Raw genomic sequence first — 18,437 nt, forward strand, 5'->3', positions numbered from 1 at the left:
GAGGTTCATCCACGCATGGCGTGGATCTACCGTGTCGACCAAGGTCGACACCTACCAACAGCGACCGGAATCGGTCAGAGGTGGGGCGGTGTGGGTTGGCAGGACCGTTGGCGCCATGGATGGCGCCATCGAGCCCCCAGGGACGGGTTTACGGCGTGTCCTGCCACCCACACCGCCCCGCCATCCCACGGATCGCCGCTGTTGCTGTTGCTGTTGCTGTTGCTGTTGCTGTTGCCGCTGAGGTTGCCGGCCAGCGGCCGGCACTACCACGGGTGCAGGGCGCAGCCCTGCCGATACCCCTCAACGGCGGCGGCGCTTGCGGTCCACGTACAGGGTCTTGGCGATGCTCAGCACGATACCGACCGCGATACCCACCACGCAGCCCAACAGCAGATTGTCGGCGCCAAGGCCTACCCCCACACCCACCACGGTGGCGATGACCATCTCGACGGTGTGGGAAATCGGTTCGGGCTTCGGGGCGGACATGCGGGCTCCAGCGTCAGTTCGGTGCTTCGGAAGGGGCCGGTGGCCCGGAAACGACGAAGCCGGGTTGCCCCGGCCTCGTCTGGTGTCACGTGCAGCAGGCCGTCAGTGCGATTCGGCCGGGCCTGCGATCGGCGGCAGCGGACGGGCGTCGCCGCCCTTGTCGTTGCCACCATCCTTGTTCGACTTGTTCCAGCCAGCCGGCGGCGGCGGATCGCGGCCCTCCATGATGGCGTCGATCTGCGGCGCGTCGATGGTCTCGTACTGCAGCAACAGCTGCGACATCGCGTGCAGCTTGTCCAGGTTGGCGGTCATCAGCTCGGTGGTGCGTGCGTAGGCTTCGTCGAGGATGTTGCGCACTTCCTCGTCGATGCGGCGCGCGGTGTCGTTGGACACGCTCTTGTGCTGGGTGACCGAGCGGCCCAGGAACACCTCGTCATCCTCTTCGCCATAGGCGATCGGACCGAGCTGATCGGACAGACCCCACTTGGTGACCATGTTGCGGGCCATTTTGGTGGCGCGCTCGATATCGTTGGAAGCGCCGGTGGTGACCTTGTCGGCACCGAAGATCAGTTCCTCGGCAACGCGGCCACCGTACAGCGAGCACAGCTGCGACTTGATCGCCACGCGGTTCATCGAGTACTTGTCGCCTTCCGGCAGGTACATCGTCACACCCAGCGCACGACCGCGCGGAATGATGGTGACCTTGTAGACCGGGTCATGCTCGGGCACCAGGCGGCCGACGATGGCGTGGCCCGCTTCGTGGTAGGCGGTGAGGGTCTTCTCCTCCTCGCTCATGGCCATCGAGCGGCGCTCGGCACCCATCAGGATCTTGTCGCGGGCACGGTCGAAGTGGTCCATGCGGACCTCCTTCTCGTTGCCGCGCGCGGCGAACAGCGCCGCCTCGTTGCAAAGGTTGGCGAGATCGGCACCGGAGAAGCCCGGGGTACCACGCGCGATCACCATAGGCTCGACGTCGTCGGCCAGCGGCAGCTTGCGCATGTGCACCTTCAGGATGTGCTCGCGGCCCTTCACGTCCGGCAGGCCCACCACGACCTGGCGGTCGAAACGGCCCGGACGCAGCAGCGCCGGGTCCAGCACGTCCGGACGGTTGGTCGCGGCGATCACGATCACGCCCTCGCCACCCTCGAAGCCGTCCATTTCGACCAGCAACTGGTTCAGGGTCTGCTCGCGCTCGTCATGACCGCCGCCCAGGCCGGCACCACGATGGCGACCGACGGCGTCGATTTCGTCGATGAAGATGATGCACGGGGCATGCTTCTTGGCCTGCTCGAACATGTCGCGCACGCGGCTGGCACCGACGCCGACGAACATTTCCACGAAGTCCGAACCCGAGATCGAGAAGAACGGCACCTTGGCTTCGCCGGCGATGGCCTTGGCCAGCAGCGTCTTGCCGGTACCCGGCGGGCCCACCATCAACACGCCGCGCGGAATCTTGCCGCCCAGCTTGGTGAACTTGGACGGGTCGCGCAGGAAGTCGACCAGCTCGCCCACTTCTTCCTTGGCCTCGTCGCAGCCGGCGACGTCGGCGAAGGTGACCTTGATCTGGTCTTCACCCTGCAGCTTGGCGCGCGACTTGCCGAAGGACATCGCGCCCTTGGCACCGCCGCCACCGCCCTGCATCTGGCGCATGATGAACAGCCAGAAGCCGATGATCAGGATGACCGGCAGGAAATTCATCAGGATCGCGCCAAGGGAGATGCCGCTGGACGGCTCTTCCTGCACGATCTCCACGTTCTTGGTGCGCAGCACGTTGATCAGGTCACGATCGAACGGTGCGGTGATGGTGGACGACTGCCCACCGCGGGTGGTGTAGGTCAGCTGGCTGGTGCCGCCGCGCATGTCGCCGCCAAAGGCGACCTTCTGCACGTTGCCGCTGTCCACCTGGTCCAGGAACTGCGAGTACGACGCACCCTGCGCCCCGGCCCCGGAGGTCTTGGGCGAGAAGCTCTGGAAGACCACCATCAGCACGACGGCGACGACCACCCATAGCAGGAGGTTCTTGGTCAAGTCGTTCATCCTCATTGGCTCCGGTGTTCCTCTTAGTGCTGGCGTTGCGTTGGGGTCGAACTTGCGTACGTTGCGAGCTTACTTCATGTGGGCGCGTTTTCCCTGACCCAAGGCATACACCTCGGGAGAGCGCTTGCGCGAGGCTTCTGGCTTGCGGATGGAGACCTTGTCGTACCTGCGGCGCATTTCGCGCACATAGTCGTCAAAGCCTTCGCCCTGGAACAGCTTGATCAGGAATGCCCCACCGGTCTTCAGGTGGTTGTCGGCAAAATCCAGTGCCAGCTCCGCCAGGTGCATCATCCGCGGCTGGTCGACCGCGCCCACACCACTCTTATTGGGGGCCATGTCCGACAGCACAAGGTCTACCGGCTGATCCCCGAGCATGGCTTCAAACTGAGATAGGACGGTTTCTTCCCTGAAGTCACCATGAAGGAACTCCACGCCGGCCAGCGGCGGCATGTCCAGGATGTCCAGCGCCAGCACGCGGCCAGTGTCACCGATCTGTCTCCGGACCTGCTGAGACCAGCCTCCCGGGGCCGCACCCAGGTCGACCACGACCATGTGCGGCTTCAGCAAGCGGTCACGTTCGAGCAGCTCTTCGAGCTTGTAGGCGGCGCGCGAGCGCATGCCTTCGGCCTGCGCCTTCTTCACGAAGGGGTCGGAGAAGTGTTCCTTGAGCCAGCGCTGGCTGCTTTTGCTGCGGGTTGCCATTGAAAATAGGGGCTGATGGGGTCCTCATGATACCCTGATCGCCCCATTCAACCGTGTTTTCCTGCATGTCCATCGCCCTGACCGCCTCCCAGACCCGTTTCCTGCGCGGCCAAGCCCACGACCTGAAGGCCCTGCTGCAGACCGGCGGCAAGGGTGTGACCCCGGCCTTCATCGCTGAGCTGAACGAAGTGCTGGAGCGCCACGAACTGGTCAAGGTGAAGGTCGCTGCCGAGGATCGCGACGCCCGTGACGTGATGATCGGCGAGATCGTCGAAGCCACCGAGAGCGCGCTGGTGCAGCGCATCGGCCACGTTGCCGTGCTGTACCGCCCGAGCAAGGAACAGCGCCAGATCGTGCTGCCACGCGGCTGATCGCCCACTGCCATGCAGCTGAACCACGAACCGCCTGATTACGCCTACAGCCTGCGCGCCGCCGACGGCCGCTCGGCACGGGTCAACGACCAGGTGCTGGGCAGCAGCTTCTTCCTGGCGCCGGACCAGCTGGTCGAGCATTGGCCGGTGAAGCAGGCCGCCGAGCTGCAGCCGGCCGACCTGGAGCCGATCCTGGCACTGAACCCGACGCTGATCGTGCTTGGCACCGGCGACCGCCAGGTGTTCCCGCCGGCCGTGGTGATGGCCGCCTGCCTGTCGCGCGGCATCGGCCTGGAAGTGATGAACAATCCAGCCGCCGCACGCACCTTCAATATCCTGGCTGCTGAAGGCCGCAAGGTCGCGGCTGCGTTCATTCTCGAAGGCTGAGTTCGCGCCGCCGGGTTGCCCCCGACGCTAGCTGCCCGAAGGCGTGCAGCGGAATGCCGAGAACGCCTTGAGCCGGCCAATCAGGTTGCCACCCTGCCCCCAGCGGATATCCATGACCTTCCAGTCCCGGTCCTGCCGCTGCAGCAGGACCCGGTCGGTCCAGCGATAGTCGCCCACGGCCATGTCGACGCGGATCCAGGTGGCGTCACCACTCGATCGAGACATTCCTACGGATATCGTTTCCGGTCGATCCGGCGCCAGCAGATACGGACTCTGGTCGAGCATGTGCGGCTTTTCGTCGCGCGCGGCCAGCGCACTGCAGGCCCTTTCGTAAGCGCGCTGAGCATCAATCGCTGAACGCAGGGCATCGCCCAGCAGCGGCGGAATGGCCGTTTCGTTCAACGCCGGTGCCTGGATGGCGTCATAGAGACGGGCAACCACGTCACGCGGATCGCTGGCGGCTGCGGCCAGCGGCGCGACGATGAGCAGCGCGAGAGCGGAAGCAAAGCGGAACATGGGGCACCGGGGCGAATGGGACCACTCAAGAATGCCGGGTATTCAATCCGTCGTGAAGGCGAGCCTGCAACACACAAGATCGCAAGTGACCGCATCTCTACGCTACCCGAGTCGAGCATGGCTCGACGCTACAGGTCAGGAAGGCCGGGCATTGCCCGGCGCTACCCGATCCAACGGCGATCAGCGTGCCGGCAGGTACTGCTGCGGGTCGACCGGCTTGCCGTTGTAGCGAATCTCGAAGTGGACCATGTCGCGGTTCGCGCCGGTGCGGCCCATCTCGGCGATCTGCTCACCCGCCTTCACGCTCTGGCCTTCATTCACCAGGCGCTTGCGGTTGTGGCCATAGGCCGACAGCCATTGGTCGCTGTGCTTGATGATGATCAGCTCGCCGTAGCCGACCAGGCCGGCGCCGGAATACACCACCACGCCATTGGCCGTGGCCTTCACCGGTTGGCCGCTGGTGCCGGCGATGTCCACGCCCTGCTTGGTCGCGTCGCCGGCCACGTAACGACCAACGATCGCGCCATCGGCCGGCCAGCGCCAGGCGATGTTGCTCTTCACCGGACCCGCCGGTGCTGTAGTCGGCGCGGTGCTGCCGGCACTCGCGGTGCTGCCGGCACTGCTGCCACCGGAACGCGGGGCGGTGACCACTGTGGTCGGCGCGCGACCGCCGCTGGCACCGGCCGGATACAGGCGGATCACCTGGCCCGGATGGATCGTCGAGGGGTTGTCCAGGCTGTTCCAGGCGATCAGGTCGGCCGGAGTGATGTCGTGGATGCGGGCCAGCGCATAGATGGTGTCACCCTTGCGCACGACCACGGTCTGCCCCGGCTTGGGCACCGAGGTCTTCGGCGTGGTCACGCCCCCGCTGCTGCCGCCGCCACCGGGGCGGACCACAGTCGCGGTGCCACAGGCGGCCAGGGTGGAAACCAGCAACGCCAGCGCGCTGATGCGCACTCCCTTGCTCAGACGATCAGGACTCATGCGAACTTCGACCTCCATACAAGCCAGGCGATCAGCACCACCACCAACGCGGTGGCGATCCAGCCCAGCGGTTCAATCCAGCGGCGCAGCGCCGCTTCGGCACGCGCGCCACCGATCCGGATGACCGCGGCCAGCACGTACACGCGCTTGCCACGACCGATCAGCATGCTCAGCAGGTACTGCGGCATCGGTACGCCGACGATACCCGATGCCCACGTGAAGACCTTCATCGGGATCGGCATGAAGCCGCCCAGCACCAGGAAGGTGAACACCGCCCACGGCGATTCGGCCATCTTCGCCTGCACGGTGGTGATGCCCTGCTCGATCGCCGGCAGCATGCCCATCGCCTCGAACAGCGGCTTGATCGCCTCGAAGGCGAAATGGCCCAGTGCGTAGCCGATCAGTGCGCCGACCATCGAGCCGGCCAGGCTGAGGGTGGCAAACCACCAGCCGCGTTTGGGCTGGGCCACGCACATCGGCGCCAGCATCACCTCCGGCATCACCGGGAAGATGATCGCCTCGAAGAAGCTCAACACCGTCAGGTAGGTCGGCGCTCGTTCGTGCGCCGCCCACTTCATCGCCCGCTCGTACAGCGGCCCGAAAATCTTCATGCAACCCTGCTCCGTGGATTAGTCGAGCATGCCAGACAGCAGCGGCACGAAGGTGACCGGCGCCAGCACGCGTTGTTCGATGCTGCCGTCAGCCTTGCGGTCCAGCTGTACCAGCGACTGCGCTCCGGGGCCGCCGACCGGTGCCACCAACCGGCCGCCCTCGGCCAGCTGTTCGACCAGTGCGTCGACCAGTGCCGGCGCCGCAGCAGTGACCACGATGGCATCGAACGGGCCGTGCTCGGCCCAGCCGACGCGGCCGTCGTCATGCTTGGTGCGGATGTTCATGCCCAACGCCCGGAAGCGCTTGCGCGCCTGCCGCAGCAGGTCACCGATGCGCTCCACGGTGTAGACCTCCAGCCCCAGCGCGCCAAGGATGGCCGCCTGGTAGCCAGAACCCGTGCCGACCTCCAGCACCCGCTTCGGTGCCCCCTGCAGCACCGCCTCGGTCATCCGCGCCACGACCCACGGCTGTGAAATGGTCTGGCCGTGGCCGATCGGCAGCGCAGTGTCTTCGTAGGCGCGCGAGGCCAGCGCCTCGTCGATGAACAGATGGCGCGGCACTACCCGGATCGCATTCAACGTCGACTCGTCGACGATCCCGGCCTCGCGCAGGCGATCGACCAGGCGATCACGCACGCGCTGCGAGGTCATGCCGATGCCGACAGCTTCCGGCTGCAATCGCAGGCGTGGACTCATGCCGGCCGGTCCAGCGCGGCACTGAGGCCGCCGACCCAGCTGGCCACCTTCTCCAGCGCCTGGTAGCGGGTCAGGTCGACCTGGATCGGGGTGATCGAGATATGCCCGGTGCGCACCGCGTGGAAGTCGGTGCCGGGGCCGGAGTCCTGCTCACGACCAGCCGGGCCGATCCAGTACACCTCGTTGCCGCGCGGGTCCTTCTGCGCGATGCAGCCTTCGGCGCGATGGCGGTTGCCGAGCCGGGTGACTTCAAAGCCCTTGACCTCGTTCCACGGCAGGTCAGGCACATTGACGTTGAGGATGGTGTCCGCCGGCAGCGGATCGGCCTTGAGCCGGGCGACGATCTCGACCGCGGCACGCGCGGCGGTCTCGAAGTGCTTCGGATCGTGGTTGCGGCTGACCAGCGAGACCGCCACTGCCGGCAGGCCGAGGAAGCGACCTTCCATTGCCGCCGAGACGGTGCCGGAATAGATCACGTCATCGCCCAGGTTGGCGGCGTTGTTGATGCCGGACACGACAATGTCGGGCTCGAACTCCAGCAGGCCGGTCAGCGCCAGGTGCACGCAGTCGGTCGGCGTACCGGCCACCGAAACGGTGTAATGGTCGATGCGCTTGAGGCGGATCGGCAGGTCCAGGGTGAGCGAGTTGCTGGCGCCGGAGCGGTCGCGGTCGGGTGCGACCACCGTGACTTCGTGGCCTGCCTCGCGCAGGACCGAGGCCAGCATCCGGATGCCTGCGGCGTCGACGCCGTCGTCGTTACTGACCAGGATTCGCATCTTCGATTTAACCGCTTGATTTTCCAAGAATTCGATTCCGTCACCGTGCAGTGTGGGCGGGACCGCCGTACTCCCCTGCGGAAGCCGTCGACCCTGCAAGGGCATCGTCTATTGTGCCGCATGCGAGCCGCGGGTCCTACCCTGCCGGCGGTCACGGCCGACATCGAACCGTCATAGGCAGACCTGCGCCGGCGGTTTACCCTGTGCGCATGTCGCACCCTGAAGACGAAGATCCGGCCGCCCTGTTCCGCGCGGCCATCGGCGAAGTGACGCCGCTGCGCAAGGATGCAGAGCCTGCCCCGGCCGCGCCTCGGCCCAAGCCGCGCGCACGCATGGCCGAACGTGACGAGGCCGAAGCGGCTGGCGAATTCGCCCGGCTGCTGCGCGACAGCTCGCCGCTGGAAGCCGGCGACGTAGCCAGCTATCGGCGCGACAACCTGCCACCGCGCCTGTTCCAGCGGCTGAAGCGTGGCCAGTATTCGGTGCAGGACGAACTGGACCTGCATGGCGCCACCGCCGCGCAGGCCGAGTCGCTGCTGCGTCAGTTCCTGCTGGAGGCACATGCCCACGAATATGGCTGTGTACGCATCATCCACGGCAAGGGCCTGCAGTCCGATGGCGGTGCGCCGGTGCTGAAGAACCTGGTCGATCGCCATCTGCGCCTGCGCAACGATGTACTGGCGTTCCATTCGGCACCGGCCGGACAAGGCGGTACCGGCGCTGTGCTGGTGTTGCTGGCGCGCAGATGAAAAAGGGGACGGAGGGAATTAAGTCGCTTGTGGCACAAACGACTTAATTCCCTCCGTCCCCTTTTTCAGTCAGGCCTGCGAGGCGTCTTCGACCGGGCCGAGTTCGTGCAGCACCGCGGTGGCGTAGCAGCCCGGCGGCAGCGCGAACGACAGCTCCAACACGTCATCGGCCAGCCACGCATGCTGCAGCAACGCGGGTCGCAGGCGCAGCGCGCGACGCTCCTGCTTCAGGCGTGCGTCTTCCAGGCCGACCCGCAGCGCTTTCGATTCCTCGTCGTCCAGCGCTGCCAATTCGAGCTCGCGTGCAACGTCGGTGCTGCGCAGCTCGCCCTCGCCCCACAGCGGTGCGCTGGGATGGATGTCGAAGCGCGCCAGGCGTTCGGCCAGTACATCGGTATAGGGCTCGGGGCCGAACACACTGCGGCTGCCGTCCAGCATCCACACTTCGCCGTCCAGCGGCTGGTCCCAGCTGCCCTGCTCCACGCGCGCGGCCAGCACGCGGTTGAACAGTGCGGAACGGGCAGCCGACAGCAGCAGCGAACGCTGGTCCTTGCGCATGCGACGGCCACCGAACATCGCCAGGGCCGCAGGCACGTTGCCGCCGTCGCGGCCGAAGCGCTGCTCACCGAACCAGTTCGGCAGGCCGCGCTCGGCAATCTGCTGCAGGCGTTCGCTGATCGCTGCGCGATCCCCCTTCACGTCGCGCAGCACCAGCTTGAAGCGGTTGCCGGCCAGTGCGCCGCGCTGCAGCTTGCGGTTGTGCCAGGTGGCGTCGAGCACTTCGATCTCATCACTGGCCAGCGCGGCGAGATCCGGCGCGATGCGCTTGGGCAGGTGCACGCTGAAGCGCTGGGTGGTGACGGCGTGGCGATCCTTCATGCCGGCATAGCTGACCGCCATTTCCGGCAGGCCAGCCCACGCCGCCAGCAGCTTGGCCACGTGCACGGTATTGGCACCGCGCTTGCGGATGTGCAGCAGCAGGTGCTCGCCTTCGCCGGTGGCCTCGAAGGCCGGCAGTTCGTCGACCTGGAAATCGTCCGGCGTGGTGCGGATGCGCGCCGTCAGCAACGGCGCACCGAACGCCAGCGGTACCGGAATCATGCCGCCACCAGCAACACCACCGCCTGTGCAGCGATGCCTTCACCGCGGCCGGTGAAGCCGAGCTTTTCCGAGGTGGTGGCCTTGACGCTGACTGCGTCCAGGGGCAGCTGCAGCAGCCCGCCGATGCGCTCGCGCATCGCCAGCGCATGCGGGCCGACCTTGGGTCGCTCGCAGATCACGGTGATGTCGGTGTTGCCGACGCGCCAGCCGCGCTCGCGCAGCAGGCCGTCGCAGTGGCGCACGAACTCACTGCTGTCGGCACCCTTCCAGCGATCATCACTCGGCGGGAAGTGCTGGCCGATGTCACCCAGCGCCAGCGCGCCGAGCATGGCATCGCACAGGGCATGCAGGATCACGTCGCCGTCGCTGTGCGCGAGCACGCCACAGCTGTGCGGTACGTTCACGCCGCCAAGCATGATGTGATCGCCTTCACCGAAGGCATGGACGTCGTAGCCCTGGCCGATGCGGACGGGCGGGAACGGTGCGGTACTCATGGATGCAACCCTTGCTACAGGGCCGCGCGGGCAATCAGCCGGCGCGGCGGGAAAGTACGAATTCAAACCGGTCCAGATCGGCCGGGGTAGTGACCTTGAAGTTGTCCTCGCCGCCTTCCACCAGCAGCGGGCGCTGGCCCTGGCGCTCCATGGCCATGGCCTCGTCGGTGACCTCGACACCGGCGGCCGCAGCCTCGGACAGCGCACGGCTGAGCTGGTGGCGACGGAACAGCTGCGGGGTCAACGCACGCCACAGCCGTTCGCGCGGCTCGGTGCCATCGATGCCACCATCGTCGCCCGCACGCTTGAGCGTATCGCGCACCGGCGCGGCCAGGATCGCACCGACCGGATCGGCACGGCCCACCTCAAGCAGGCGCCCGAGATCGGCCAGCGACAGGTTCGGACGCGCGGCGTCGTGGACCAGCACGAACTCGTCGGCGCGCACCGACTCCGGCAGCGCCTGCAACCCGGCCAGCACCGAAGCGGCACGGGTCGCGCCGCCGATGCAGGTCAGCACCGGCTTGCCCGCCCATTCGGTCCAGCCCGGCCAGTCGGCGTCATCCTGCCCGACCACCACCATCGCCCCGGCCACGGCCGGATGCGCCAGCAGGGCGTCCAGGGTGTGGGCGAGCAGGATCTGCCCGCCCGCCTGCAGGTACTGCTTGGGCAGTGGCGCGCCGAAGCGGGTGCCACGGCCGGCAGCCGGAACCACCACCCAGATCGCCGCGCTCATGGCACGTCCGCCGGATGTTCGGCGGCCTGGGCATTGGCACCTGCCGCCGACTGCGCCGGGGCAACCGGCGCATCTTCGACCACGCGGTAGAACTTCTCGCCGGGCTTGATCATGCCCAGCTCGCTGCGCGCGCGTTCCTCGATGGCGGACTGGCCTTCCTTGAGGTCCTTTACTTCGGCAGCAAGCGCATCGTTGCGCTGCTGCAGGCCCTCATTGTCCCGCTCCTGGTTGGCGACCTGGGCTTCGAGCATCATCACTTCACCCGAATTGCCCGGACCGAACCAGAAGCGGTACTGCAGCCAGCCCAGCAGCAGGGCCAGCACCAGCAGCATCCAGCGCCAGTCGCGCATCGGCTCAGCGCTTCAGCGAAACGAACGCGTCACGACCGGCGTAACGCGCGCCGGCGCCGAGGGCTTCCTCGATGCGCAGCAGCTGGTTGTACTTGGCCACGCGATCGCTGCGGCACAGCGAGCCGGTCTTGATCTGGGTGGCGGTGGTGGCCACCGAGATGTCGGCGATGGTGGTGTCTTCGGTTTCGCCCGAACGGTGCGAGACCACGGCGGCATAGCCGGCACGATCGGCCATGGCGATCGCTTCCAGGGTTTCGCTGAGGGTGCCGATCTGGTTGACCTTGATCAGGATCGCGTTGGCGGTGCCCGAGTCAATGCCCTCCTGGAAGATCTTCGGGTTGGTCACGAACAGGTCGTCACCGACCAGCTGCACCTTCTTGCCGATGCGGTCGGTCAGCAGCTTCCAGCCGGCCCAGTCGTTCTCGGCCAGGCCGTCTTCAATGGTGATGATCGGGTACTGCGCGGCCCAGTCGGCCAGGAAGTCGACGAACTGCTCGGAGGTCAGGCGCTTGTTCTCGCCGACCAGGTTGTACTTGCCGTTCTCGAAGAATTCGCTGGAGGCCACGTCCAGGCCCAGCAGCACGTCCTCACCGGCGGTGTAGCCGGCCTTGCCGATCGCTTCGAGGATGGTGTCGAGCGCTTCGACGTTGCTGCGGAAGTCCGGTGCGAAGCCGCCTTCATCGCCGACCGCCGTGCTCAGGCCGTGGCCCTTCAGCACCGACTTCAGCGAATGGAAGATCTCGGTGCCGGCACGCAGCGCTTCGGAGAACGAGGTGAAGCCCACCGGCAGCACCATGAATTCCTGGAAGTCGACGTTGTTGTCGGCATGCGCGCCGCCGTTGATGATGTTCATCATCGGCACCGGCAGCGACGGGGTCACGCCGGTCTTGGCGGCGAGGTACTGCCACAGCGCCTGCTTGTTCGAAGCGGCGGCAGCGTGCGCGGCCGCCATCGAAACACCCAGCAGCGCGTTCGCACCCAGGCGGCCCTTGTTCTCGGTGCCGTCGAGGTCGATCAGGCGACGGTCGAGGCCGGCCTGGTCGGTCGCTTCAAAACCCTTCAGCGCGTTGGCAATGGCGCCGTTGACGTTGTCGACGGCCTTGCGCACGCCCTTGCCCAGGTAACGGGTCTTGTCGCCGTCACGCAGCTCGACCGCTTCCTTGGTGCCGGTCGAGGCGCCGGAGGGAACCGCGGCACGACCGAACGAACCGTCCTCCAGGATGACTTCGGCTTCCAGCGTGGGGTTGCCACGGCTGTCGAGGATTTCACGGGCGTGGATGCTGCGGATCGTACTCATGGTCGGGCCGGTTACCTGTATGGAGAGGGGGCGACAAAACGAATGCCGCGTGATTATCCCCGGCTGCCCGCCACTTGCCAAATGGCCCGATCGACTTCAACCCCAGCTGGACCCGATCACGATCAGGACCAGCGACAGCAGCATCACCAGCAGCGCACCGGCAATGGCTGCCCAGATCGGTCCACGCTGCCGTCGCCAGGCCAGCACCATCGCCACCAGGCTGCCGACGAATGACAGGCCGAGCATGACCAGAGCGGCCAGAATCCAGTACTGCATGGCCCGCATGCCATGGTTGCCGTCACCCGGCGAGCCGAAGCTGGCCGCAAAGGCCAGCACGCCCAGCAGCAGGGACGCCCATGCAAGCACCGACAGCCCCAGCGCGATCAGCCCCCAGGGGCAACCGCGCGCCGAAGTGCTCGTATTCATCAAAGAAGACCGTAGAACAGGGCGCCCAGCCACAGCGACAGCAGGATGACTGCCAGGCCTGCCGCCACCTTGCCGCGATTCAGCCGCCAGGCCAGTACGGCGGACGCGGCGCAGCCCACGGCACCCAGCAGCTCCACCACCAGCAATGCGATGAAATATGCGCGCAGATTGATCGCGCTGCCGCCATCACCGGGCGGCCGCACCGACGCGGCGCCGATCAGCACCAGGCCGAACATGCCCACCGTGAACAACACGGCCAGGCCCAGTGCAATCAGGCCCCACGGCCACTGTTTCCAGTGCCGGCGGCGGCGCTGGGTTTCCAGCGCCACCCACGGGTCACGGCTCACGCGAAGCGCGAGAAGCCGTGCTTCTTGGTCACCGCGTCGAGCTCCATCAAAGTCTCGAGCAGGGCTTCCATCTGGTCCAGCGGCCACGCGTTGGGACCATCGGACAGGGCCTTGGACGGATCCGGATGGGTCTCGGCAAACAGGCCCGAGATGCCCACCGCCACCGCGGCACGGGCCAGCACCGGCACGTGCTCGCGCTGGCCGCCCGAACTGGTGCCCTGCCCGCCCGGCAGCTGCACCGAATGGGTGGCGTCGAACACCACCGGGCAGCCGGTGTCGCGCATCACCGCCAACGAACGCATGTCGCTGACCAGGTTGTTGTAGCCGAAGCTGGCACCGCGTTCGCAGACCATGATCTGCTCATTGCCGGTGGCCTTGGCCTTCTCCACGACCGGCTTCATGTCCCACGGCGCCAGGAACTGGCCCTTCTTGATGTTGACCGGCTTGCCGGCCGAGCACACCTTGCGGATGAAGTCGGTCTGGCGGACCAGGAACGCCGGGGTCTGCAGCACGTCCACCACCGAGGCCACTTCCTCCATCGGGGTGTATTCGTGGACGTCGGTCAGCACCGGCACGCCGATCTGCTTCTTCACCTCGGCCAGCACCTTCAGGCCCTCTTCCATGCCCGGGCCGCGGAAGGCGGTGCCCGAGGTGCGGTTGGCCTTGTCGAAGCTGGACTTGAAGATGAAGTTGACGCCGAGGCGGTCGGTGATCTCCTTCAGCTTGCCGGCGGTATCGAGCTGCAGCTGCATCGACTCGATCACGCAGGGGCCGGCGATCAGGAACAGGGGCTGGTCCAGCCCGACCTCGAATCCACACAGTTTCATGGCGTTTCCTTGTTGTCCGCAGCACCGGCCATGCCGGTGCGCTGGGGGTTGAAGCATGCAGGATGGGGGCCGAAGCCCCCATTCACAAGTCAGGCGCGCACTTCGGAAAGCAGCTTGCCGCCGGCCTTGCGCTCACGCGCAGCCCGGATGAAACCGATGAACAGCGGGTGGCCGTCACGCGGCGTGGACAGGAACTCCGGGTGTGCCTGGCAGGCCAGGAACCACGGGTGCGCATCGCGCGCCAGCTCGACCACTTCCACCAGAGTGTCGTCCATCGACTTGCCGGCGATGACCAGTCCGGCATCTTCCAGCTGGGTGCGGTAGCGGTTGTTGAACTCGTAGCGGTGACGATGGCGCTCGGCGACCACATCCTTGCCGTACAGCTCACGGGCCAGCGTGCCCGGCTTCAGGCGCTGTTCCTGCAGGCCCAGGCGCATGGTGCCGCCCAGGTCGCTCTTGTCGTCACGCTTCTCGACGTCGCCGGTAGCGGTGCGCCATTCGGTGATCAGGCCGATCACCGGGTTCGGCGACTGGCGATCGTTCTCGGTACTGTTGGCGCCTTCCAAACCGACCACGTTGCGCGCGTAATCGACCACCGCCGCCTGCATGCCGTAGCAGATGCCGAAGTACGGCACCTGCTGCTCGCGGGCGAACTTCGAGGTCAGCACCTTGCCTTCGAAACCACGGTCGCCGAAGCCACCCGGCACCAGGATGCCGTCGACGTCGGCCAGCGCGGCCATGTCGGTGCCTTCCAGGTCCTGGGCTTCCAGCCACTTCAGATTGACCTTGGTGCGCTGGCGCAGGCCACCGTGCTTGAGCGCTTCGCCCACCGACTTGTAGGCATCCTGGTGGTCGACATACTTGCCGACCACGGCGATGGTCACTTCGTCCAGCGGGTGCAGGGTCGCGTCGACCGCGTCCTCCCACATCGACAGGTCGACCGGACCGGCCTTGTCGGCCAGCTTCAGCTGGTTGACCACGATCTCGTCCAGGCCCTGCGCGTGCAGGCCGGACGGAATGCGGTACAGCACGTCCACGTCCGGCACGCTGATGACGGCGCGTTCGGAAACGTTGGTGAACTGCGCGATCTTGCGGCGCTCCGAATCCGGCACAGCCTGCTCGGAACGGCACAGCAGCACGTCCGGCTGGATGCCGATCGAGCGCAGTTCCTTGACCGAGTGCTGGGTCGGCTTGGTCTTCAGCTCGCCGGCGGCGCCGATGTACGGCACCAGGGTGAGGTGCATGAACAGCGCCTTCTCCGGGCCGCGCTCGGTGCGTACCTGGCGGATCGCCTCCAGGAACGGCAGCGATTCGATGTCGCCCACGGTGCCGCCGATCTCGACCAGGGCCACGTCATAGCCTTCGGTGGCTTCGTCGATGCAGCGGCGGATCTCGTCGGTGATGTGCGGGATGACCTGCACGGTCGCGCCCAGGTAGTCGCCGCGGCGCTCCTTGCGGATCACGTTCTCGTAGATGCGGCCGGTGGTGACCGAATTCTTGCGGCTCAGGCGGGTGCGCACGAAGCGCTCGTAGTGGCCCAGGTCGAGGTCGGTCTCGGCGCCGTCATCGGTGACGTACACCTCACCGTGCTGGAACGGGCTCATGGTGCCCGGGTCGACGTTGATGTACGGGTCGAGCTTCATCATCGTGACCTTCAGGCCACGGGCTTCGAGAATGGCGGCCAGTGACGCCGCGGCAATGCCTTTGCCGAGCGAGGACACCACGCCGCCGGTTACGAAAATCAAGGGAGTCATGGCTGCAAGCATCCTGTCTGGAAATGGAAAACGGCAGCACCACGCGCGCCCTGGGGGCGGGCATGGAGCCTGAAGGGGGTTTTCCGGTTCGCTGGGGCAGCGAGGGAGGTGCGGATCCGTGCGGCGGCAGGCGCCGGACGGGGACCACCGTGCGAGGTCGGGGCGGCCGTGCCGGCCCTATCGACCGTCACCTGCGACCCGCATTGCTGGCGACCACGCATGGTCGCGCCAGCCCATTCGCAAAGGGTGGACACGCACTTACTCCCGGAAAGCCGTAGTTTACAGATTGATGGCCGCCAACCCAAGGGGCAGTTGCGGCCATCACCCAAAAGAAACGCCCCGCAGAGCGGGGCGTCGGGGGGCGAATCCCTTGCGGCAAGGGCTTCGGAGGGTGGAAGGATTACTTCTTCTTCCTCGCCTCTTCTTCCTCTTCCTGCTGCGGGGCCGGCTGGCCCTGCGCCTTCATTTCGGCAGTGGCCTGCGCGCGACGCTTGGCCTTGGCATCCGCCTCGGCCTGCGCCTTGTCGGCCTGGTCACCCTGCTGCGGCGCCGGTTGGCCGGCGTTCTGCGCCACCACCAGCGGCACTGCAACGGCGGCAGCGGCCAGGATCGCAATGGTCAGCAACTTCTTCATGAGGTCCTCCTCGCGGTATGGCTTGGACGTTTCGACCCAACCGGGGTCGCCGGCGTTCAGATTCCAGCGGCTGCCATTTTACCCCCTCCCCGGCGCCGAGGCTGAACCGCAGGCGTGCAAATTCCCCGTCCACACCGCACACTTGCGCGTCGCTCCGCGCTTTGAAGATAGATGAACGCACGCTATAACGCCGCCGATATTGAAGTCCTGTCCGGCCTTGACCCGGTCAAGCGCCGTCCTGGCATGTATACCGACACCGCGCGCCCGAACCACCTGGCGCAGGAAGTGATCGACAACTCGGTGGACGAGGCCCTCGCCGGCCACGCCCGCTCGATCGAGATCACCCTGTACAAGGACGGCAGCGTGGAGGTCAGCGATGACGGCCGCGGCATGCCGGTGGACATCCACCCGGAAGAGAAGATCCCGGGCGTCGAACTGATCCTCACCCGCCTGCATGCGGGCGGCAAGTTCAGCAACAACAATTACACCTTCTCCGGCGGCCTGCACGGCGTCGGCGTCAGCGTGGTCAACGCGCTGTCGACCCTGGTGGAAGTGCACATCAAGCGCGAAGGCGCCGAACACCGGATCACCTTCCGCAACGGCGACCGCGCCACCCCGCTGGAAGTGGTCGGCAGCGTCGGCAAGAAGAACACCGGTACCCGCGTGCGCTTCTGGCCGGACCCGAAGTACTTCGACACCCCCAAGTTCGCCGTGCGCGCACTGAAGCACCTGCTGCGCGCCAAGGCGGTGCTGTGCCCGGGCCTGACCGTCAAGCTGACCGACGAAGCCACCGGTGAAGTCGATACCTGGTACTACGAAGACGGCCTGCGCGATTACCTGAAGCTGGAACTGGGCGAACGCGAATCGCTGCCGGCCGACCTGTTCGTCGGCAACCTGAAGAAGGACACCGAGGTGGTGGACTGGGCCGTGGCCTGGCTGCCGGAAGGTGAACTGGTACAGGAAAGCTACGTCAACCTGATTCCCACCGCGCAGCACGGCACCCACGTCAACGGCCTGCGCACCGGCCTGACCGAGGCGCTGCGCGAGTTCTGCGACTTCCGCAACCTGCTGCCGCGCGGCGTCAAGCTGGCTCCGGAAGACGTGTGGGACCGCGTGTCGTTCGTGCTGTCGCTGAAGATGACCGATCCGCAGTTCAGCGGCCAGACCAAGGAACGCCTGTCTTCGCGCCAGGCTGCCGGCTTCGTTGAAGGCGCCGCCCACGATGCGTTCAGCCTGCTGCTGAACCAGAACGTGGAGCTGGGCGAGAAGATCGCGCAGATCGCCATCGAACGCGCCAGCGCGCGCCTGAAGACCGAAAAGCTGGTGGTCCGCAAGAAGGTCACCCAGGGCCCGGCGCTGCCCGGCAAGCTGGCCGACTGCATCAGCCAGGACCTGTCGCGCACCGAGCTGTTCCTGGTGGAAGGTGACTCTGCAGGCGGCAGTGCCAAGCAGGCCCGCGACAAGGACTTCCAGGCGATCATGCCGTTGCGCGGCAAGATCCTGAACACCTGGGAGGTGTCCTCCAACAGCGTGCTGGCCTCGGAAGAAGTGCACAACCTGGCCATCGCCATTGGTTGCGACCCGGGCAAGGATGACATCAGCGGCCTGCGTTACGGCAAGGTCATCATCCTGGCCGACGCGGACTCCGACGGCCTGCACATCGCCACGCTGCTGACCGCGCTGTTCCTGAAACATTTCCCGGCGCTTGTCGATGCCGGCCACGTGTTCGTGGCGATGCCGCCGCTGTTCCGCATCGACGTGGGCAAGCAGGTGTTCTACGCCCTGGATGAGGAAGAAAAGCGCTCGATGCTGGACAAGATCGAACGCGAGAAGATCAAGGGCGCCATCAACGTGACCCGCTTCAAGGGCCTGGGCGAGATGAACCCGCCGCAGCTGCGTGAATCCACCATTCACCCGGATACGCGCCGGCTGGTGCAGCTGACCGTGGACGATGGCGAGCAGACCCGCTCGTTGATGGACATGCTGCTGGCCAAGAAGCGCGCGTCTGACCGCAAGGGCTGGCTGGAAACCAAGGGCGACCTGGCTTCGCTGGAAGTCTGACGCCATCCTCTGGTAGTGCCGGCCGCTGGCCGGCAGTCGAGGTTGCCGGCCAGCGGCCGGCACTACCGGTTGGCGGCCGGACTCATCCCGCCCCCATC

22 protein-coding genes are annotated in these 18,437 nt (G+C 66.5%); 4 read left to right on the plus strand and 18 right to left on the minus strand.

Features of this window, described 5'->3' with window-relative positions; all coding sequences use genetic code 11:
- Window positions 1–300 precede the first annotated feature (300 nt).
- From SSKA14_RS15795 to rlmE, 3 genes are all read right to left on the minus strand, one after another.
- Window positions 301–486: a hypothetical protein gene (locus tag SSKA14_RS15795; RefSeq protein WP_008265807.1), complete on the minus strand. Its 186-nt coding sequence runs from the start codon at window positions 484–486 to the stop codon at window positions 301–303.
- A 102-nt stretch (window positions 487–588) separates the two neighbouring features.
- The gene (gene ftsH / locus SSKA14_RS15800) at window positions 589–2,523 is read right to left on the minus strand and encodes an ATP-dependent zinc metalloprotease FtsH (RefSeq protein ID WP_014036751.1); all 1,935 of its coding nucleotides are present in this window, start codon (window positions 2,521–2,523) and stop codon (window positions 589–591) included.
- Between the two features lie 69 nt (window positions 2,524–2,592).
- Window positions 2,593–3,225, minus strand: coding sequence for a 23S rRNA (uridine(2552)-2'-O)-methyltransferase RlmE (gene rlmE, locus SSKA14_RS15805; protein ID WP_008265654.1), 633 nt, complete (start codon window positions 3,223–3,225; stop codon window positions 2,593–2,595).
- 65 nt (window positions 3,226–3,290) lie between these two features.
- Here rlmE and yhbY point away from each other — a divergent pair, with 65 nt between their 5' ends.
- Both yhbY and SSKA14_RS15815 read left to right on the plus strand, forming a co-directional pair.
- Complete coding sequence (gene yhbY, locus SSKA14_RS15810) at window positions 3,291–3,596, plus strand: ribosome assembly RNA-binding protein YhbY (protein WP_004152868.1); 306 nt, start codon at window positions 3,291–3,293, stop codon at window positions 3,594–3,596.
- Between the two features lie 12 nt (window positions 3,597–3,608).
- Window positions 3,609–3,983, plus strand: a complete 375-nt coding sequence (locus SSKA14_RS15815) for an Mth938-like domain-containing protein (RefSeq protein WP_008267824.1) — start codon at window positions 3,609–3,611, stop codon at window positions 3,981–3,983.
- Window positions 3,984–4,010: 27 nt separating this feature from the next.
- On the opposite strand, the gene SSKA14_RS15820 is transcribed toward SSKA14_RS15815, so the two are convergent.
- The 5 genes from SSKA14_RS15820 to surE all read right to left on the minus strand — a co-directional run bounded on the left by SSKA14_RS15820 (window position 4,011) and on the right by surE (window position 7,566).
- Window positions 4,011–4,499: a hypothetical protein gene (locus tag SSKA14_RS15820; RefSeq protein WP_008266415.1), complete on the minus strand. Its 489-nt coding sequence runs from the start codon at window positions 4,497–4,499 to the stop codon at window positions 4,011–4,013.
- A 180-nt stretch (window positions 4,500–4,679) separates the two neighbouring features.
- Complete coding sequence (locus tag SSKA14_RS15825) at window positions 4,680–5,483, minus strand: peptidoglycan DD-metalloendopeptidase family protein (RefSeq protein WP_040008068.1); 804 nt, start codon at window positions 5,481–5,483, stop codon at window positions 4,680–4,682.
- The gene (locus SSKA14_RS15830; RefSeq protein WP_008268526.1) at window positions 5,480–6,094 is read right to left on the minus strand and encodes a YqaA family protein; all 615 of its coding nucleotides are present in this window, start codon (window positions 6,092–6,094) and stop codon (window positions 5,480–5,482) included. Before SSKA14_RS15830 ends, SSKA14_RS15825 begins: the two co-directional genes overlap by 4 nt.
- A gap of 18 nt (window positions 6,095–6,112) precedes the next feature.
- Window positions 6,113–6,790 (minus strand): protein-L-isoaspartate(D-aspartate) O-methyltransferase, encoded by a 678-nt coding sequence (locus SSKA14_RS15835; RefSeq protein WP_008265872.1) that lies wholly within the window; start codon window positions 6,788–6,790, stop codon window positions 6,113–6,115.
- Window positions 6,787–7,566, minus strand: coding sequence for a 5'/3'-nucleotidase SurE (surE, locus tag SSKA14_RS15840; protein WP_008266466.1), 780 nt, complete (start codon window positions 7,564–7,566; stop codon window positions 6,787–6,789). Before surE ends, SSKA14_RS15835 begins: the two co-directional genes overlap by 4 nt.
- A gap of 209 nt (window positions 7,567–7,775) precedes the next feature.
- On the opposite strand from surE, the gene SSKA14_RS15845 reads away from it, so the two are divergent.
- Entirely contained in the window at window positions 7,776–8,315 is a 540-nt protein-coding gene (locus tag SSKA14_RS15845) for a Smr/MutS family protein (RefSeq protein ID WP_008267381.1), read from the plus strand.
- A gap of 69 nt (window positions 8,316–8,384) precedes the next feature.
- On the opposite strand, the gene truD is transcribed toward SSKA14_RS15845, so the two are convergent.
- The 10 genes from truD to SSKA14_RS15895 form a co-directional block, all read right to left on the minus strand.
- Complete coding sequence (truD, locus tag SSKA14_RS15850; RefSeq protein ID WP_008267062.1) at window positions 8,385–9,416, minus strand: tRNA pseudouridine(13) synthase TruD; 1,032 nt, start codon at window positions 9,414–9,416, stop codon at window positions 8,385–8,387.
- Window positions 9,413–9,910 (minus strand): 2-C-methyl-D-erythritol 2,4-cyclodiphosphate synthase, encoded by a 498-nt coding sequence (gene ispF / locus SSKA14_RS15855; RefSeq protein ID WP_008268444.1) that lies wholly within the window; start codon window positions 9,908–9,910, stop codon window positions 9,413–9,415. The genes truD and ispF overlap by 4 nt, the downstream gene beginning before the upstream one ends.
- Before the next feature lie 34 nt (window positions 9,911–9,944).
- Window positions 9,945–10,643, minus strand: a complete 699-nt coding sequence (gene ispD, locus SSKA14_RS15860; RefSeq protein ID WP_008265775.1) for a 2-C-methyl-D-erythritol 4-phosphate cytidylyltransferase — start codon at window positions 10,641–10,643, stop codon at window positions 9,945–9,947.
- Window positions 10,640–10,993 carry a cell division protein FtsB gene (ftsB, locus tag SSKA14_RS15865; protein ID WP_006431483.1) on the minus strand — a complete coding sequence of 118 codons (354 nt, stop codon included), beginning with the start codon at window positions 10,991–10,993 and terminating at the stop codon, window positions 10,640–10,642. The genes ispD and ftsB overlap by 4 nt, the downstream gene beginning before the upstream one ends.
- Window positions 10,994–10,997: 4 nt before the next feature.
- Complete coding sequence (gene eno, locus SSKA14_RS15870; protein WP_008266559.1) at window positions 10,998–12,290, minus strand: phosphopyruvate hydratase; 1,293 nt, start codon at window positions 12,288–12,290, stop codon at window positions 10,998–11,000.
- 96 nt (window positions 12,291–12,386) lie between these two features.
- A complete protein-coding gene (locus SSKA14_RS15875) occupies window positions 12,387–12,716 on the minus strand; it encodes a hypothetical protein (protein WP_008267127.1) in 330 nt (109 codons plus the stop codon).
- Entirely contained in the window at window positions 12,716–13,063 is a 348-nt protein-coding gene (locus SSKA14_RS15880; RefSeq protein ID WP_040008070.1) for a hypothetical protein, read from the minus strand. Before SSKA14_RS15880 ends, SSKA14_RS15875 begins: the two co-directional genes overlap by 1 nt.
- A complete protein-coding gene (gene kdsA / locus SSKA14_RS15885; RefSeq protein ID WP_008267797.1) occupies window positions 13,060–13,890 on the minus strand; it encodes a 3-deoxy-8-phosphooctulonate synthase in 831 nt (276 codons plus the stop codon). Before kdsA ends, SSKA14_RS15880 begins: the two co-directional genes overlap by 4 nt.
- 89 nt (window positions 13,891–13,979) lie before the next feature.
- Window positions 13,980–15,644: a CTP synthase gene (locus tag SSKA14_RS15890; protein WP_040008072.1), complete on the minus strand. Its 1,665-nt coding sequence runs from the start codon at window positions 15,642–15,644 to the stop codon at window positions 13,980–13,982.
- Between the two features lie 400 nt (window positions 15,645–16,044).
- A complete protein-coding gene (locus SSKA14_RS15895; RefSeq protein ID WP_006431442.1) occupies window positions 16,045–16,278 on the minus strand; it encodes a hypothetical protein in 234 nt (77 codons plus the stop codon).
- 171 nt (window positions 16,279–16,449) lie between these two features.
- Here SSKA14_RS15895 and parE point away from each other — a divergent pair, with 171 nt between their 5' ends.
- Entirely contained in the window at window positions 16,450–18,339 is a 1,890-nt protein-coding gene (gene parE / locus SSKA14_RS15900; protein ID WP_006431439.1) for a DNA topoisomerase IV subunit B, read from the plus strand.
- The last annotated feature ends 98 nt before the right edge of the window (window positions 18,340–18,437 follow it).

The sequence above is a fragment of the Stenotrophomonas sp. SKA14 genome, assembly GCF_000158575.1.
GTDB classification, from domain to species: Bacteria; Pseudomonadota; Gammaproteobacteria; order Xanthomonadales; family Xanthomonadaceae; genus Stenotrophomonas; species Stenotrophomonas forensis.

Bases quoted from the DNA above. Each gene is read 5' to 3' on its own strand.
- SSKA14_RS15835 (WP_008265872.1), bottom strand. From the start codon at position 6,790: ATGAGTCCACGCCTGCGATTGCAGCCGGAAGCTGTCGGCATCGGCATG.
- SSKA14_RS15795 (WP_008265807.1), bottom strand. From the start codon at position 486: ATGTCCGCCCCGAAGCCCGAACCGATTTCCCACACCGTCGAGATGGTC.
- SSKA14_RS15895 (WP_006431442.1), bottom strand. From the start codon at position 16,278: ATGAAGAAGTTGCTGACCATTGCGATCCTGGCCGCTGCCGCCGTTGCA.
- ftsH (WP_014036751.1), bottom strand. From the start codon at position 2,523: ATGAACGACTTGACCAAGAACCTCCTGCTATGGGTGGTCGTCGCCGTC.
- kdsA (WP_008267797.1), bottom strand. From the start codon at position 13,890: ATGAAACTGTGTGGATTCGAGGTCGGGCTGGACCAGCCCCTGTTCCTG.
- yhbY (WP_004152868.1), top strand. From the start codon at position 3,291: ATGTCCATCGCCCTGACCGCCTCCCAGACCCGTTTCCTGCGCGGCCAA.
- truD (WP_008267062.1), bottom strand. From the start codon at position 9,416: ATGATTCCGGTACCGCTGGCGTTCGGTGCGCCGTTGCTGACGGCGCGC.
- rlmE (WP_008265654.1), bottom strand. From the start codon at position 3,225: ATGGCAACCCGCAGCAAAAGCAGCCAGCGCTGGCTCAAGGAACACTTC.
- SSKA14_RS15890 (WP_040008072.1), bottom strand. From the start codon at position 15,644: ATGACTCCCTTGATTTTCGTAACCGGCGGCGTGGTGTCCTCGCTCGGC.
- surE (WP_008266466.1), bottom strand. From the start codon at position 7,566: ATGCGAATCCTGGTCAGTAACGACGACGGCGTCGACGCCGCAGGCATC.
- ftsB (WP_006431483.1), bottom strand. From the start codon at position 10,993: ATGCGCGACTGGCGCTGGATGCTGCTGGTGCTGGCCCTGCTGCTGGGC.
- SSKA14_RS15820 (WP_008266415.1), bottom strand. From the start codon at position 4,499: ATGTTCCGCTTTGCTTCCGCTCTCGCGCTGCTCATCGTCGCGCCGCTG.
- ispD (WP_008265775.1), bottom strand. From the start codon at position 10,643: ATGAGCGCGGCGATCTGGGTGGTGGTTCCGGCTGCCGGCCGTGGCACC.
- ispF (WP_008268444.1), bottom strand. From the start codon at position 9,910: ATGAGTACCGCACCGTTCCCGCCCGTCCGCATCGGCCAGGGCTACGAC.
- parE (WP_006431439.1), top strand. From the start codon at position 16,450: ATGAACGCACGCTATAACGCCGCCGATATTGAAGTCCTGTCCGGCCTT.
- SSKA14_RS15875 (WP_008267127.1), bottom strand. From the start codon at position 12,716: ATGAATACGAGCACTTCGGCGCGCGGTTGCCCCTGGGGGCTGATCGCG.
- SSKA14_RS15830 (WP_008268526.1), bottom strand. From the start codon at position 6,094: ATGAAGATTTTCGGGCCGCTGTACGAGCGGGCGATGAAGTGGGCGGCG.
- SSKA14_RS15815 (WP_008267824.1), top strand. From the start codon at position 3,609: ATGCAGCTGAACCACGAACCGCCTGATTACGCCTACAGCCTGCGCGCC.
- SSKA14_RS15845 (WP_008267381.1), top strand. From the start codon at position 7,776: ATGTCGCACCCTGAAGACGAAGATCCGGCCGCCCTGTTCCGCGCGGCC.
- SSKA14_RS15825 (WP_040008068.1), bottom strand. From the start codon at position 5,483: ATGAGTCCTGATCGTCTGAGCAAGGGAGTGCGCATCAGCGCGCTGGCG.
- eno (WP_008266559.1), bottom strand. From the start codon at position 12,290: ATGAGTACGATCCGCAGCATCCACGCCCGTGAAATCCTCGACAGCCGT.